The organism is Pseudomonas sp. SC11, from assembly GCF_047039205.1.
GTDB classification, from domain to species: domain Bacteria; phylum Pseudomonadota; class Gammaproteobacteria; order Pseudomonadales; family Pseudomonadaceae; genus Aquipseudomonas; species Aquipseudomonas boreofloridensis.
In genome coordinates this window covers 109,279-124,802 of record NZ_CP178183.1, presented here as the reverse complement: position 1 = coordinate 124,802, position 15,524 = coordinate 109,279, and the positions used below count along the sequence as shown (strand labels likewise).

Here is a 15,524-nt window from a genome sequence, read left to right as displayed (position 1 = left end):
ACCCCTACTCTTTCAACCTGTGCCGCGACCCTTGGATGCGGCGACTTTTGCTACATCGAGGAATACACAGTGCAAGCACTGCATCAGAAGATTCGCGAAGAAGGCATCGTGCTTTCCGATCAGGTTCTCAAAGTCGACGCGTTTCTCAATCACCAGATCGATCCTGCCCTGATGCAGTTGATCGGTGACGAGTTCGCCCGCCTGTTCGCCGATGCCGGCGTGACCAAGATCGTCACCATCGAAGCCTCCGGCATCGCGCCGGCCGTGATGACCGGCCTGAAACTGGGCGTGCCGGTGATCTTCGCCCGCAAGCACCAGTCGCTGACCCTGACCGAGAACCTGCTCACCGCGTCGGTGTACTCGTTCACCAAGCAGACCGAGAACACCGTGGCCATTTCGCCGCGCCACCTGAACAGCAGCGACCGCGTGCTGGTGATCGACGACTTCCTGGCCAACGGCAAGGCCTCGCAGGCGCTGATCTCGATCATCAAGCAGGCCGGGGCCACCGTGGCAGGCCTGGGCATCGTCATCGAGAAGTCGTTCCAGGGCGGCCGCGCCGAGCTGGACAGCCAGGGCTACCGTGTCGAGTCGCTGGCGCGGGTGCAGTCGCTGGCAGGCGGTGTGGTCACCTTCATCGAGTGACCCCCGCTACAAGCGGCGGGTCGCGTGCAGGCCCGCCAGCAGCAAGCGCTGATACAGCTCCTCCTTCAGGCCTTCGGGCTGCGCCAGGTTCATTCGCGCCAGGTGCGCCGGATACGCCTCGGGCTCGGGCGCATCCAGCGCTGCCTTGCCCAGCGCCAGCGCTTCGCTCAGCTTGAACTTGCTCTTGAGCCAATTCAGCGCACGCAGCACGTCCTGCTCTTGAGCCGTGAAGTCGCTGCCCAGCGGGTACTCGGCGAACATCGACGCATGCCGCGCCCTGATCGCCTCCAGGCGTTCGGGCGTGTTGTCGGTGAAGCGGGCGTCCAAGGCGAAATTCTGCGCCAGTTTGCCGGACTTCTTGGCCTGGGCCATCAGCGTTTGCTGGAAACGTGAGTCGCTGATCGCCAACAGCCGTGCGATCACCTCGCTGTCGGTCTGCCCGCGCAGGTCGGCGATGCCGTATTCGGTGATGACGATGTCGCGCAGATGGCGCGGGATGGTGCAATGCCCGTACTGCCAATACAGGTTCGAGCTCACTTCGCCACCGGCTTCACGCCAACTGCGCAGCAGCAGGATCGAGCGCGCGCCTTGCAATGCGTGGCCCTGGGCGACGAAGTTGTATTGCCCACCGACGCCGCTGAGCACCCTGCCGTCTTCCAACTGGTCGGCCACCCCGGCACCCAGCAAGGTCATGCCGAACACCGTGTTGACGAACCGCGCGTCGCGCCGCTGCCGGCGCTTGAGCGCTTCGTCGCCGTACAACTCGTTGATGAAGCTGATGGCCGTCATGGAAAAACGCGCACGCTGCTCCAGCGACATGTGCCGCAGGCGCTGATAGAAATCGGCCGGGCCGAGGAAGAAGCCGCCGTGCACCAGCACGCCGTGCTCATCAGCCGGACGCCGCACCACGCCCGCCTCGGCCAGCGTCAGCAGGCCGTTGACGAACATCTCGCTGCAGCCATACAGGCCCTGGGCGAAGTCGTCCTGCCCGCCTTCACGGTCGATCAGGGACCGCCAGGGGCTGAGGTCGAAGTCGTCCAGCAGCGCCCGGTAGGCGGCGTTGTCGGCCTGGCGCGCCAGAAGAGCCGCCGCCACCGCATCGCCCATGGCACCAATGCCGATCTGCAACGTACCACCATCGCGCACCAGCGTACTGGCGTACACGCCAATGCAGTGGTCCTGGACGGTGACCGGCATGTTCGGCGTGCTGAACAGGCGCCGCTGCTCGACTTCGTCGATCAGCAGGTCGAAGGCCTGGATGTGCAACTCGGCATCGCCCGGCATGTAGGGCAATTCGGCATGCACCTGGCCGAGCATGAGCACGGTCTCGCCAGCGGCGCGGCGTGCGGCGACCATCGGCAGAAGGTCCAGGGTGATGTCGGGGTTGCAGGCCAGGCTGAGGTGCTCCGGGCGCTCCGGCGTGGCGGCGACCAATTGGGCGATCAGGTTCAGGCCCTTGGCATTGATGTCGCGGGCGGCGTGGCTGTAGTTGCTGCTGACGTAGTCCTGCTGGGCAGACGCGCTGTGCAGCAGGGAGCCGGGCTGCATGAAGAACTGCTCGACGCGGATGTTGGCCGGCAGTGTGTCGTCGCGCAGGTCCTTGAGGTAGTCGAGCTCTTCGTAATCGGCGAACACCCGTTCCAGGAAGGGTTCGAGAAAGCGCTGCTGCAGGCCCTCGCCGAGCGACGGTCGGCCCAGGCTGAGGGCGGTATAGATTGTCAGGCGGCGCTCGGGTAGCGCGCGGATGCGGGCGTATAGCGCATTGACGAAGGCATTGGGCTTGCCCAGCCCCAGCGGCAAGCCCATGTGGATATGGGCCGGGAGACGGGCCAGGGCCTGATCGACGGCGTGGTCGATCGAGCAACGGTGGGGCATTGGAAGCTCCTGCGGCGTGTGAGGCGTACAGGATGTGACCATTGCCGGGAGCGTGTGGCTCCCGACCTGTCGTGCAAATGCTACGACGACCCGCGTTCGTTGCGACCGGTTCACGGCACGAGGCCGCGTTTACACCACCGTCTTCTGGCGTGGGATCAGAGCCCGGACATCTTCTTGATAGCGCCCTTGAGCTCGTCGTCCGAGCAGTCGCCGCAGGTGCCCTTGGGCGGCATGGCGTTAAGGCCGGTGATGGCCTTGGCCAGAATGCCGTCCAGACCACCCTGGTGATCGGCGCGCTCTTTCCAGGCCGCCGTGTCGCCGATCTTCGGCGCGTTCAGCAGGCCAGTGGCATGGCAGGCGTTGCAGTGCTTGGCGACAATGTCGTCGGCGCTTCTGGCGCCAGCGCCGGCGGCCGCAGCGGTGACGGCCATGCCTTGGCATTCCTGGCCCTGGATGCACACCTTGCCGACCGGCTCCAGGCGCTTGGCGATGTCGTCGTTGGTCGCTGCGGTCGCACTCAGCGCCCACACAGCGAACAGGGCTGCTGGTACGGCCAGCATCTTCTTGATTGGGTTCACGCGTACACCCTCATGGTGGCTGATCAGGCTCGCGGCCACGGTTGGCGAGCGCGGCCGAGTATAGCGACAAGCCCTGAGGGCGTGAACGACCCTACTGCGTAAAGGGGTATTGGCGACGCAATAGCCTGAGCTGGATCAAAAATTCGAGGGGGTGGCGGCGCTGATGAGCCGGGCGGGCTCATCGAACGGATTGCGGAAACGGTGCGGGCGGGTGCTTTCGAAGTAGTAGCTGTCGCCGGCTTCGAGCAGGAAGGTTTCGGTGCCCACCACCAGCTCCAGGCGACCTTCGAGCAGGATGCCGGTCTCCTCGCCGTCGTGGGTGAGCATTTCTTCACCCGTGTCGGCGCCGGGCGGGTACACCTCGTTGAGAAAGGCGATGGCGCGGTTGGGGTGCGACTTGCCGACCAGCTTCATGGTCACCGCGCCGTCGGAAATGTCGATCAGCTCGTGGGCCTTGTAGACGATCTGCGTGGGACTTTCCGGCGCCAGTTCGACGGAGAAGAACTCCACCATCGACATGGGAATGCCGCTGAGCACCTTGCGCAGCGAGCTGATCGAGGGGCTCACGCTGTTTTTCTCGATCATCGAGATGGTGCTGTTGGTCACCCCCGCCCGTTTGGCGAGTTCGCGCTGGGACAGGCCCTTGAGCTTGCGGATGGCTTGCAGTCGTTCGCCAACGTCCAAAGCGTGGGTCTCCAGAAACGGTCGTGGGGAGGCAAAGTGTGAACGATATCATGGCAATGCCGTTCAGTATTTACAACACGACCGCCTCTCACCGCCGCGAACGACCTTATTGGCCCTGGTACTCCAGCGGCACCCGGCGCAGGTTGCAGAAGATCTGATAGGGGATGGTGCCCGCCTGCTGCGCCACATCGCTGGCCAACACCTGCTTGCCCCACAACTCCACCGGGCTGCCGACGGTCGCCTCGGGCACCTCGGTGAGGTCGACGCAGAGCATGTCCATCGACACCCGGCCGATCAGTTGCGTGCGCTTGCCCGCGACCACCACCGGCGTGCCGCTGGGGGCGTGTCGCGGATAGCCATCGGCATAGCCCATGGCGACCACGCCGACGCGGGTCGGGCGCGTGCTGGTGAACCGCGCGCCATAGCCCACCGGCTCACCGACGGGCAGCTCACGCACACTGATGATGCGCGATTGCAGGGTCATCACCGGCTGCAGGCGCGCCGCCTGGGCCTGCTCGACCTCGAAGGGCGAGGCGCCGTACAGCATGATGCCCGGTCGTACCCAGTCGCTCGGCGTGTTCGGCCACGCCAGCACGCCCGGGGAATTGCGCAGGCTGCACTCGGCGGTCAGGCCCTGGCGCGCGGCCTCGAAGGCGGCAACCTGCTGTTCGGTGGTCGCCGCGTCCAGTTCGTCGGCCCGGGAGAAATGGCTCATCAGCACGATGCGCGCCACTTTGCCGCTGGCCAGCAGACGCTGATAGGCCTCGTGGTAGTCCTTCGGGTGCAGGCCGACACGGTGCATGCCGCTGTCGAGCTTGAGCCAGATGTTCAATGGCTTGTGCACCGGATGCTGTTCGATGGCCTCGAGCTGCCACAGCGAATGGACCACGCACCACAGGTCATGCTCGGCGATCAGCGCCAGCTCGCTGGCCTCGAAGAACCCTTCGAGCAGCAGCACCGGCGCCTTGATGCCCGCGGCGCGCAGCTCCAGCGCCTCCTCGATGCAGGCCACGGCAAAGCCGTCGGCATCGGCCTCCAGCGCCAGGGCACAGCGCACCGCACCATGGCCGTAAGCATCGGCCTTGACCACGGCCAGGGCCTTGGCACCGGCCAGTTCACGGGCCAGACGGTAGTTGTGACGCAGCGCTTGGAGGTCGATCAGGGCACGGGCGGGGCGCATGGGGCAGCCTTCTGGTGGATCTGGTTATGGGCAGATGGGGCATTCATCGCGGTTGAGCCCGCGCCTACCGGGGGCGGGCTCAACCGGTCATCGTCGTTACTGATGGGCCGACAGCGGACGGCCCTGCCGAGCGACTTCACCGGCTTGGCCATAGCGCGAGATGTCCAGACCTTCGGCACTGATCTGCGGCTTCTTGCGCGCGATCAGGTCGGCCAGCAGGCGGCCGGAGCCGCAGGCCATGGTCCAGCCCAAGGTGCCGTGACCGGTGTTCAGGTACAGATTGCTCAGCGCGGTGGCGCCGACGATCGGCGTGCCATCCGGGGTAGCTGGGCGCAGGCCGGTCCAGAAACTGGCCTGGCTCAGGTCGCCGCCGCGAGGATAAAGGTCGTTGACGATCATCTCCAGCGTTTCGCGCCGACGCGGGTTCAGAGAGAGGTCGAAGCCGGCGATTTCAGCCATGCCGCCGACCCGGATACGGTTGTCGAAGCGGGTGATGGCGACCTTGTAGGTTTCGTCGAGGATGGTCGAAGTCGGCGCCATGGCCGCGTCGGTGATCGGCACGGTCAGCGAATAGCCTTTGAGCGGGTACACCGGGGCCTTGATGCCCAACGGCTTGAGCAACTGCGGCGAATAGCTGCCCAGCGCCAGGACGTAGCGGTCAGCCGTTTCCAGCTTGCCGTCGATCCACACGCCGTTGAGTCGGTCGCCGGCCTGATCCAGGCGCTGGATGTTCTGCCCGAATCGGAACTCGACACCCAGTTTCACGGCCATTTCCGCGAGTTGGGTGGTGAACAGCTGGCAGTCGCCGGTCTGGTCGTTGGGCAGGCGCAGGGCACCGGCCAACAGGTGCTTGGCCCCTGCCAGGGCGGGTTCGACTCGGGCGATGGCATCGCGGTCGAGCAATTCGTAGGGCACGCCGGACTGCTCGAGCACGGCGATGTCCTTGGCCGCGGCATCCACCTGGGCCTGGGTGCGGAACAACTGGGTGGTGCCCAGGGTGCGGCTTTCGTAGGCGATGCCGGTTTCGGCGCGCAGTTCGTCGAGGCAGTCGCGGCTGTATTCGGACAGCCGCACCATGCGCTCCTTGTTCACCGCATAACGGCTGGCGGTGCAGTTGCGCAGCATCTGCGCCATCCACAGGTATTGATCGACATCGCCGGTGAGCTTGATGGCCAGCGGGGCGTGCCGCTCGAGCAGCCATTTGATGGCCTTGAGCGGAACGCCCGGTGCAGCCCAGGGCGAAGCGTAGCCGGGCGAGATCTGGCCTGCGTTGGCGAAGCTGGTTTCCATGGCCACCGCCGGCTGGCGATCGACCACCGTGACCTCGAAACCTTGCCGGGCCAGGTAGTAGGCACTGGCGGTACCGATCACACCGCTACCAAGTACCAGAACTCGCATCGTCTATCCCTCATGCGCGGCGCACCGCTGTGTTGTTCGAAATGGCATGGATGCGCGCAGTATAAGAATCTCAGGCCAGTGCATTTCACTATATAAGCGCCTATATTTGGCGAGAATTCTCGGCACGAACGCCTTAGACGGAGGGGCATCCCCTATGAGAACCCAGCACCAGAGCAAGCGGGAACTGGACAAGATCGACCGCAACATCTTGCGCATCCTGCAAAGCGACGGGCGCATCTCGTTCACTGAACTGGGCGAGAAAGTCGGGCTGTCCACCACGCCCTGCACCGAGCGCGTGCGCCGTCTGGAACGCGAGGGGATCATCATGGGCTACAACGCCCGGCTCAACCCGCAGCACTTGAAGGGCAGCCTGCTGGTGTTCGTCGAGATCAGCCTGGACTACAAGTCGGGCGATACCTTCGAGGAGTTCCGCCGCGCCGTGCTCAAGCTGCCCCATGTGCTGGAATGCCACCTGGTTTCCGGCGACTTCGATTACCTGGTCAAGGCACGCATCTCGGAGATGGCGTCGTACCGCAAGCTGCTCGGCGACATCCTGCTCAAGCTGCCCCATGTGCGGGAATCGAAAAGCTACATCGTGATGGAGGAGGTGAAGGAGAGCCTCTGCCTGCCGATTCCGGACTGAACCTCAGACCAGCACCTGGCGGGTACTGGCGATGTAAACATGAATCAGTTGCTCGGCCTGCGGCTCGATCGGGGTCTGCGGCCCGCGACCGCGTGGACAGGCCAAGCGCGGGGTGGTGCCGAACAAGCGGCAGATCAGCGGGCGCTCTGCATAGACGGTGCAACCTTGAGGACCGAGGTGCACGCAATCCAGGCGCTGCAAGGCAGCTTCCTGCTCGGCCGCGGTCTTGCGCGGCAGACGCGCCATCTCCGCGCTGGAGGTGGTGACCGGACCGCAGCAGTCGTGGCAGCCGGGCTCGCATTCGAACGAGGGGATGAGTTCGCGCAGGAACTGGATCTTGTGGGTGCAGGACATGGTCGGCGTGTCATTGAGAGGCCAGGCATTATAGGGCCATTGCCGCCCCCGCGCGCCCCGCTTATCCTCGCAGCTTTTCGCCCAGCCCCAGGAACCCGGTCATGATCCACAGCGCCCAGCACGCTGCCTCCTACTATGCCGCCAGCCGCCTGCCGCAACCGGACTACCCGTGCCTGGAAGGCGAGCACAGCGCCGACGTGTGCATCGTCGGCGGCGGCTACTCAGGGCTCAATACCGCCATCGAACTGGCCGAACGCGGCTTCTCCGTGGTCCTGCTCGAGGCCCGGCGCATCGGCTGGGGCGCCAGCGGGCGCAATGGCGGGCAGTTGATTCGCGGCGTGGGCCACGACGTCGAGCAGTTCCTGCCGGTCATCGGCGCAGACGGCGTACGCAGCCTCAAGCTGATGGGCCTGGAAGCCGTGCAGATTGCCCGCGAACGTATCGAGCAGCATGCCATCGCCTGCGACCTGACCTGGGGCTACAGCGACCTCGCCTACAAGCCGGCCGAGCTCGACGGGTTCGCCGCCGACGCCGATGAGTTGCGCAGCCTGGGCTACCGCCACGAGGTGCGCGTGGTGCCCGCATCGCAGATCCGCAGCGTGGTCAATTCGGCCTGCTTCGTCGGCGGCTTGGTGGACATGGGCTCAGGCCACGTGCACCCGCTGAACCTGGCCATCGGCGAGGCGGCCGTCGCGGCGCGCCTGGGCGTGAAGCTGCATGAAGGCTCCGAGGTGACCCGCATCGACTACGGCCCGCAGGTGCAGGTGCACACGGCGCGCGGCCGGGTGCGCGCCAGCACCCTGGTGTTGTGCACCAACGCCTATCACAACGACCTGAACCGCGAACTGGGCGGCAAGGTGCTGCCCGCCGGCAGCTACATCATCGCCACCGAGCCGCTGGGCGAGGCCCGCGCTCGCGATTTGCTGCCACAGAACATGGCGGTGTGCGACCAACGCGTGGCGCTGGACTACTTCCGTCTGTCCGCCGACCACCGCTTGCTGTTCGGCGGCGCCTGCCACTATTCCGGGCGTGACCCCAAGGACATCGCCGCCTACATGGGCCCGAAGATGCTCAAGGTGTTCCCGCAACTGGCCGGGGTACGCATCGACTACCAGTGGGGCGGCATGATCGGCATCGGCGCCAATCGCCTGCCGCAGATCGGTCGCCTGCCCGAGCAGCCCAATGTGTACTACGCCCAGGCCTATTCGGGTCACGGCCTCAACGCCACGCACCTGGCCGGACGGTTGCTCGGCGAAGCCATCGGCGGTCAGCACAGCGGCCGCTTCGACCTGTTCGCCCAGGTACCCCATGCCACCTTCCCGGGCGGCAAGTTGCTGCGCTCGCCGCTGCTGGCCTTGGGCATGCTCTGGTACCGGCTCAAGGAACTGCTCTGATCAACCGCGCCAGAACGGCTTGCAGCCTTCTTCCCAGGCCTGCTGGCGGCTCAGGCCGATATCGCGCAACTGCTCGTCGCTGAGCTCGCGCAAGGCCTTGCGCGACTGCCAGCGATGCAGCATCAGCCCCCAGCGCCCGAGCCCGAGCCCGGTGGGCGTACAGGACACCTTCGGTGACTGCCCTGCAGTCAGTTCGTCAGCCTGCAGTAGTAGCCGCACATCGCTCATTCCCGTCATCGTCGTGTCTTCCCGTGATCGAAACCTGACACAAGCATGTGCTGTGGGCCGACGACGATACAGATCCAAAAGAACCTTATTATCGCCATACAGATGTGGCGATACTTCACCTGAATGGCGTATCTTCAGCCGATCTGTATGGTCATGCCGATCAACCTGCGGTGGAGTATGCCCGTGAACCTGTACATGAACCTGGCAGAACTGCTCGGCGCGCGCATCGAACAAGGCCTGTACCGCCCAGGCGAGCGCTTGCCCTCGGTACGGGCGTTGAGCCTGGAGCACGGCGTCAGCCTGAGCACGGTGCAGCAGGCCTATCGGCAGTTGGAAGAGGCGGGCCTGGTATCGCCACGGCCCAAATCGGGTTATTTCGTGGCCGAGCACCTGAGCGTGCCGGCGCTCCCAGCCATCAGCCGTCCGGCGCAGCGACCGGTGGATATCTCGCAGTGGGAGCAGGTGCTGGAACTGGTTCGCGCCAACCCTCGTCCCGACGTGATCCAGCTCGGGCGCGGCATGCCGGACATCGAAAGCCCCACCCTCAAGCCGTTGCTGCGCAGCCTCGCCCAGCTCAGCCGGCGCCTGGACATGCCGGGGCTGTACTACGACAACATCCACGGCAACCTAGGCCTGCGCGAACAGATCGCGCGCCTGGCGCTGGACTCCGGTTGCACCCTGGCAGCGGGCGACCTGGTGGTCACCACGGGCTGCCATGAGGCGCTGTCGACCAGCATCCGCGCGGTGTGCGAGCCCGGCGACATCGTCGCGGTGGATTCGCCAAGCTTCCACGGCGCCATGCAGACCCTCAAAGGGTTCGGCATGAAGGCGCTGGAGATCCCCACCGACCCGGTTACCGGCATCAGCCTGGAGGCCCTGGAACTGGCGCTGGAACAATGGCCGATCAAGCTCATCCAGATCACGCCCAACTGCAACAACCCGCTGGGCTACATCATGCCCGAGGCGCGCAAGAAGGCGCTGCTCACCCTGGCCCAGCGCTATGACGTGGCGATCATCGAGGACGATGTGTACGGCGACCTGGCCTATACCTACCCGCGTCCGCGCACGCTCAAGTCGTTCGACGAGGACGGGCGCGTGCTGCTGTGCAGCTCGTTCTCCAAGACCCTCGCCCCCGGCCTGCGGGTCGGCTGGGTGGCGCCGGGGCGCTACCTGGAGCGGGTGCTGCACATGAAGTACATCAGCACCGGCAGCACGGCCTGCCAGCCGCAACTGGCAATCGCCGACTTCATCGCCGAGGGCCATTACCAGCCGCATTTGCGGCGGGTGCGTGCGCAGTATCAGCGTGCCCGCGACCAGATGAGCGACTGGGTCACCCGCTATTTTCCACCCGGCACCCGCGCCAGCCGACCCCAAGGGGGATTCATGCTGTGGGTCGAGCTGCCGGAGCGTTTCGATACCTTGCGTCTGAACCGCGCCTTGCTCGATCAAGGCGTGCAGATCGCCGTGGGCAGCATCTTCTCGGCCTCGGGCAAGTACCGGCATTGCCTGCGCATGAATTTTGCCGCACGGGCCACGCCGCAGATCGAGGCGGCCGTGCGCAAGGTCGGTGAAACCGCGTGCCGGCTACTGGCGCAGGACGACAACGGCGGGTAACTTTGCACGACCTTGCATGGTCCAAGGTTTTCACGTGACCCGTCGCACAGGACGATCCCCCTTGAGTCTCCAGCGAGCCTTGCCCCTGCTGCTGACGCTGCTGCTCGGCCTGCAGGGCTGCGCCAGCGTCGATACCCCGCGCGATGTCAGCCAGGCGCTGCCTGCCGCCGACTCCGCCTTCGGCCGCTCGGTGCAGCGCCAGGCCGCGCCCTACGAGGGGCGCTCCGGCTTTCGCCTGCTGCCCAACAGCAGCGAGGCGTTTCGGGCCCGCGCCGAGCTGATCCGCCATGCCCAGACCAGCATCGACCTGCAGTACTACATCGTCCACGACGGGCTCAGCACCCGCGCCCTGGTCCACGAACTACTGCGTGCCGCCGACCGCGGCGTGCGCGTGCGCATCCTGCTCGACGACACCACCAGCGATGGCCTGGACAACCTGATCGCCACCCTGGACGCCCACCCGCGCATCCAGATCCGCCTGTTCAATCCGCTGCACCTTGGCCGCAGTACGGGCCTGACCCGCACCCTCGGACGGCTGTTCAACCTGTCGCTGCAACACCGGCGCATGCACAACAAACTGTTCCTGGTCGACAACAGCATGGCCATCGTCGGCGGCCGTAACCTGGGCGATGAGTACTTCGATGCCGAGCCCAACCTCAACTTCACCGACATCGACCTGCTCGGCGTCGGTCCGGTGGCCGAACAGCTCGGGCATAGCTTCGACCAGTACTGGAACAGCGCCTTGAGTCGGCCGATCGGTGATTTTCTCTGGCGCACCCCGGACGCCGACGACCTGCACAGCAGCCGACAACGGCTGGAGGTCTGGCTGGCACAGGCGCGGGTGCAGCGCCCGGCACTGTACGACCGCCTGATGGCCTACCAGACCGAACCGCGCCTGGACACCTGGCGCAACGAGCTGATCTGGGCCCACAGCCAAGCGCTATGGGATGCGCCGAGCAAGGTGCTGTCCAGCGGCGACCCCGATCCGCACCTGCTGATGAGCCAGCAGTTGGCGCCGGACCTGGAGCGCGTGCACCGTGAACTGATCCTGGTGTCGGCCTACTTCGTGCCCGGCGAACCGGGCCTGCTGTACCTCACCGGCCGTGCCGACGCCGGCGCCTCGGTGAAGCTGCTGACCAACTCGCTGGAGGCCACCGACGTGCCGGCCGTGCATGGCGGCTATGCGCCGTACCGGCGCGCGCTGCTGGAGCATGGGGTGGAGCTGTTCGAACTGCGCCGCCAACCCGGCGATCCGAGTGCCGTACGCGGCGCGCTGAGCTTCAAGGGGCAGTCGGATTCGAGCCTGCACAGCAAGGCCATGGTCTTCGACCGGCAGAAGACCTTCATCGGCTCGTTCAACTTCGACCCGCGCTCGGTGCTGTGGAACACCGAAGTGGGGGTGTTGGTCGACAGCCCGGAGCTGGCCGAGTACACCCGCGAGCTGGCCGAACAGGGCATGGCCCCGGCGCTGAGCTACCAGCCCAAGCTGGTTGACGGAAAGATGGTCTGGGTGACCGAGGACAACGGCCAGGTGCACACCCTGACCGAAGAGCCGGGCGACCTGTGGCGACGCTTCAACGCGTGGGTAGCCCAGGCGGTGGGACTGGAGCGAATGCTCTAGTCCCTCACAGCGCGGCCGGCTCGAACGCCCCCGCTCGCCGGGTCAACAACACCAGCCCCGCCGCACCGGCCGCCATCAGCCACAACAGCGCATGGCCGCTGACCCACTGGCTGCCCGCCCCGGCCAGCAGCGGCCCGAGCAGGCAACCGATGCCCCACAACTGCGCCACGTGGGCATTGGCGCGCACCAGCGCGTCGTCACGATAGCGCTCGCCGATGAGGATCAGCGACAGGGTGAACAGCCCTCCGGCGCTGGCGCCGAACAGCACCCAAAGCGGCCAGATCGCGGGGGTATGCAGCAGCAACGGAATCGCCAGGCTAGACCCCATCAGGCTCACGGCGCAGCCGCTGAACAGAGCCTGCCGGGACATGCGGTCGGCCAACGCGCCAATCGGCAGTTGCAGCACCGCGTCGCCGACCACCACGGTGCTGACCATGAACAGCGCCACTTCGGCGGTGAAGCCCTGCTGCAGCACGTAGACCGGCAGCAGCGTGAGAATCATCGCCTCGAAGGCGGCGAACAGGGCGATGGCCCAGGCGATCACTGGCAGGCGCCGACAGAAAGCCAACAGATCGCGAAGGGTCACGCTGCACGCTTCGGTAGACGGCGCGCCCGTGCGGCCAAACAGCAGCAATGGCGACAGCAGCAGCAGGCCGGTGGCCGCCCAGAAGCCGAAGTCGTCATCCGAGCCGAGCACGCCCAACACCAGCGGCCCGGCCAGTTGGCTCAGGGCATAGCTGCTGCCGTAGAGCGCGACCAGACGACCGCGCCACTGCTCGACCACCAACTGGTTGATCCAGCTCTCGCCGAGGATGAACACCACCGTCAGCGAGGTGCCGATCAGCAAGCGCAGCGCCAACCACAACGGATAGCTGGGCAGCAGCGCCAACAGGCCGATCGACAGCGCCCCGCCCCACAGGCACAGACGCATCGCCGCCGGAACACCGAGCCAGCCAGCCAGACGACTGGCCAGGCTGGCGCCGAGCAGCACGCCGATGGCCGGCATCGCCGCCATCACACCAATAGCGAAACTGCCGTAGCCCCAGCCTTCCAGGCGCAGGGACACCAGCGGCATGCTCACGCCGAGGGCGAGGCCGACACTGAGCACCGAGGCCAGCACGGCAAAGTAGGTGGCCCAACGCATCGGCCTTCTCCTGAACGAAATGCACAAGGCCCACTCGCGTGCCAATCACCGAAGCGATTGACCCGCGAGTGGGCCATTGGGGAGGTTACAGCTTGATCCAGGTCGCTTTCAGTTCGGTGTACTTTTCCAGCGCATGCAGCGACTTGTCGCGGCCGTTGCCAGACTGCTTGAAGCCACCGAACGGCGCGGTCATGTCGCCGCCGTCGTACTGATTCACCCAGACGCTGCCAGCGCGCACGGCGCGAGCGGTCTTGTGCGCCTTGGACAGGTCGGCGGTCCAGATGCCAGCGGCCAGGCCGTAAGGCGTGTCGTTGGCGATGGCCACGGCCTCTTCGGCGCTGTCGAAGGCGATCACCGACAGCACCGGACCGAAGATCTCTTCCTGGGCGATCTTCATGGCATTGGTCACGCCGTCGAAGATGGTCGGCTCGACGTAGGTACCACCGGTTTCCTCAAGGATGCGCTTGCCGCCGGCCAGCAGCGTGGCGCCGTCCTGATGACCGGCGTCGATGTACGACAGCACGGTGTTCATCTGCTGGGTATCGACCAGCGCGCCTACCGTGGTGGCCGGGTCCAGCGGGTTGCCGGGCTTCCAGGCCTTGAGCGCCTCGACCACCATCGGCAGGAAGGTGTCCTTGATCGAGCGCTCGACCAGCAGGCGCGAACCGGCGGTGCAGACCTCGCCCTGGTTGAAGGCGATGGCGCTGGCGGCAGCCTGGGCGGCGGCGTGCAGATCAGGCGCGTCGGCGAAGACGATGTTCGGGCTCTTGCCACCGGCTTCGAGCCAGATGCGCTTCATGTTCGACTCGCCGGCATACACCATCAGTTGCTTGGCGATGCGCGTGGAGCCGGTGAACACCAGGGTGTCCACGTCCATGTGCAGGGCCAGGGCCTTGCCGACCGTGTGGCCATAGCCTGGCAGCACGTTCAGCACGCCCGCCGGGATACCGGCCTCGATGGCCAACTGGGCGATGCGGATGGCAGTCAGCGGCGATTTCTCGGAAGGCTTGAGCACCACCGAGTTGCCGGTGGCCAGCGCCGGGCCGAGTTTCCAGCAGGCCATCATCAGGGGGAAGTTCCACGGCACGATGGCACCGACCACACCCACCGGCTCGCGGGTGACCAGACCGAGCTGGTCATGGGGCGTTGGGGCCACTTCGTCGTAGACCTTGTCGATGGCCTCGGCGGTCCAGTGGATGGCGTTGGCTGCGCCGGGGATGTCGATGCTGGAGGAGTCGCTGATCGGCTTGCCCATGTCCAGGGTTTCCAGCAGCGCCAGTTCCTCGACATGCTGGCGCAGCAGGCCGGCGAAACGGATGAGCGTGGCCTTGCGCTTGGCTGGCGGCAGTTGCGACCAGACACCCGAAGCGAAGGTGGCGCGAGCATTTTCTACCGCGCGGTTGGCATCGGCCTGGTCGCAACTGGCAACCTTGGCCAGGAAGCGCCCGTCGACCGGGCTCAGGCACTCGAAAGTATCGCCGGAGGCGGCGTCGGTATAGTGGCCGTCGATGAAGGCGCGGCCTTCGATCTTCAGTTGCTGGGCACGTTGTTCCCAATCCGCACGCGTCAAGGTGGTCATACGAAACTCCTCCTCTTGTTGAAGTGCAGCCCCGTACCGAGGACTCACGGGCACTGTCGGATATGCTGGCCGGGCGACGAGCGCACACGGGCATCCGACACCCTAAACCAGGCCTGACAAACTATCAATATATTTGACACTAAAGGCCAAAATGCCTACTGATGTGCATTTTATTAAACAATCAACGTCTTGAACCAAAAGGGTATCCAGCATGAGCATCGACCGCATCATCGATTTCGCCCAAGCCCTGACCGAGGCCGAGCGCTACCGCCCAGCGGCGGAAAAGATCCTCAAGGGTGATCCCGACCAGGCCGTGTACAACCACTATTCCAGTCCTTGTGGGCAATTCGCGGCGGGGGTCTGGGAAGGTGAGCTGGGGCAGTGGACGGTGAACTACACCGAGCACGAATACTGCGAGATCGTCCAGGGCGTATCGGTGCTGCGCGATGAAGACGGCAACGCCAAGACCCTGCGCGCGGGTGATCGCTTCGTCATTCCGGCCGGTTTCAAGGGCACCTGGGAGGTGCTGGAGCCGTGCCGCAAGATTTATGTGATGTTCGAGGCCGCCCCTAAGTAATTACAGCGCTGCC

The 15,524-nt window shown here is 65.6% G+C and carries 15 protein-coding genes; 6 read left to right on the top strand and 9 right to left on the bottom strand.

Annotation, left to right across the window (positions count from 1 at the left end):
* The first annotated feature begins 69 nt into the window (after positions 1-69).
* Positions 70-642, top strand: coding sequence for a xanthine phosphoribosyltransferase (locus ACK2SD_RS00620; protein ID WP_029614720.1), 573 nt, complete (start codon positions 70-72; stop codon positions 640-642).
* Between the two features lie 6 nt (positions 643-648).
* Here the strand turns inward: ACK2SD_RS00620 and ACK2SD_RS00615 are convergent, their stop codons facing one another.
* The 5 genes from ACK2SD_RS00615 to dadA form a co-directional block, all read right to left on the bottom strand.
* Complete coding sequence (locus ACK2SD_RS00615) at positions 649-2,517, bottom strand: acetyl-CoA hydrolase/transferase C-terminal domain-containing protein (RefSeq protein WP_412461095.1); 1,869 nt, start codon at positions 2,515-2,517, stop codon at positions 649-651.
* Positions 2,518-2,672: 155 nt separating this feature from the next.
* Entirely contained in the window at positions 2,673-3,095 is a 423-nt protein-coding gene (locus ACK2SD_RS00610; RefSeq protein ID WP_240326934.1) for a c-type cytochrome, read from the bottom strand.
* A 135-nt stretch (positions 3,096-3,230) separates the two neighbouring features.
* Positions 3,231-3,779, bottom strand: a complete 549-nt coding sequence (locus ACK2SD_RS00605) for a cupin domain-containing protein (protein WP_039581939.1) — start codon at positions 3,777-3,779, stop codon at positions 3,231-3,233.
* 106 nt (positions 3,780-3,885) lie between these two features.
* Positions 3,886-4,959, bottom strand: coding sequence for an alanine racemase (gene alr, locus ACK2SD_RS00600; RefSeq protein WP_412461094.1), 1,074 nt, complete (start codon positions 4,957-4,959; stop codon positions 3,886-3,888).
* A 96-nt stretch (positions 4,960-5,055) separates the two neighbouring features.
* On the bottom strand, positions 5,056-6,357 hold the full coding sequence (dadA, locus tag ACK2SD_RS00595; protein WP_116889849.1) for a D-amino acid dehydrogenase: 1,302 nt from the start codon (positions 6,355-6,357) through the stop codon (positions 5,056-5,058).
* Between the two features lie 154 nt (positions 6,358-6,511).
* On the opposite strand from dadA, the gene dadR reads away from it, so the two are divergent.
* The gene (gene dadR, locus ACK2SD_RS00590; protein ID WP_039581953.1) at positions 6,512-7,000 is read left to right on the top strand and encodes a transcriptional regulator DadR; all 489 of its coding nucleotides are present in this window, start codon (positions 6,512-6,514) and stop codon (positions 6,998-7,000) included.
* Between the two features lie 3 nt (positions 7,001-7,003).
* Here dadR and ACK2SD_RS00585 read toward each other — a convergent pair whose 3' ends face one another.
* Entirely contained in the window at positions 7,004-7,354 is a 351-nt protein-coding gene (locus ACK2SD_RS00585; protein ID WP_412461093.1) for a YkgJ family cysteine cluster protein, read from the bottom strand.
* A 101-nt stretch (positions 7,355-7,455) separates the two neighbouring features.
* Between ACK2SD_RS00585 and ACK2SD_RS00580 the strand changes: the two genes are divergently transcribed.
* Entirely contained in the window at positions 7,456-8,748 is a 1,293-nt protein-coding gene (locus ACK2SD_RS00580; RefSeq protein WP_039581956.1) for an NAD(P)/FAD-dependent oxidoreductase, read from the top strand.
* Here the strand turns inward: ACK2SD_RS00580 and ACK2SD_RS00575 are convergent, their stop codons facing one another.
* Positions 8,749-8,985 carry a DUF1127 domain-containing protein gene (locus tag ACK2SD_RS00575; protein WP_412461092.1) on the bottom strand — a complete coding sequence of 79 codons (237 nt, stop codon included), beginning with the start codon at positions 8,983-8,985 and terminating at the stop codon, positions 8,749-8,751.
* Between the two features lie 174 nt (positions 8,986-9,159).
* Between ACK2SD_RS00575 and ACK2SD_RS00570 the strand changes: the two genes are divergently transcribed.
* Together ACK2SD_RS00570 and ACK2SD_RS00565 are read left to right on the top strand one after the other, a co-directional pair.
* Positions 9,160-10,590, top strand: coding sequence for a PLP-dependent aminotransferase family protein (locus ACK2SD_RS00570; RefSeq protein ID WP_412461091.1), 1,431 nt, complete (start codon positions 9,160-9,162; stop codon positions 10,588-10,590).
* Positions 10,591-10,651: 61 nt separating this feature from the next.
* The gene (locus ACK2SD_RS00565) at positions 10,652-12,211 is read left to right on the top strand and encodes a phospholipase D family protein (protein WP_412461090.1); all 1,560 of its coding nucleotides are present in this window, start codon (positions 10,652-10,654) and stop codon (positions 12,209-12,211) included.
* A 4-nt stretch (positions 12,212-12,215) separates the two neighbouring features.
* Here the strand turns inward: ACK2SD_RS00565 and ACK2SD_RS00560 are convergent, their stop codons facing one another.
* Positions 12,216-13,355: an MFS transporter gene (locus ACK2SD_RS00560; RefSeq protein WP_116889859.1), complete on the bottom strand. Its 1,140-nt coding sequence runs from the start codon at positions 13,353-13,355 to the stop codon at positions 12,216-12,218.
* An 85-nt stretch (positions 13,356-13,440) separates the two neighbouring features.
* Entirely contained in the window at positions 13,441-14,934 is a 1,494-nt protein-coding gene (locus ACK2SD_RS00555) for an aldehyde dehydrogenase (RefSeq protein WP_029613169.1), read from the bottom strand.
* Between the two features lie 211 nt (positions 14,935-15,145).
* On the opposite strand from ACK2SD_RS00555, the gene ACK2SD_RS00550 reads away from it, so the two are divergent.
* Positions 15,146-15,511: a cupin domain-containing protein gene (locus tag ACK2SD_RS00550; RefSeq protein WP_412461089.1), complete on the top strand. Its 366-nt coding sequence runs from the start codon at positions 15,146-15,148 to the stop codon at positions 15,509-15,511.
* The last annotated feature ends 13 nt before the right edge of the window (positions 15,512-15,524 follow it).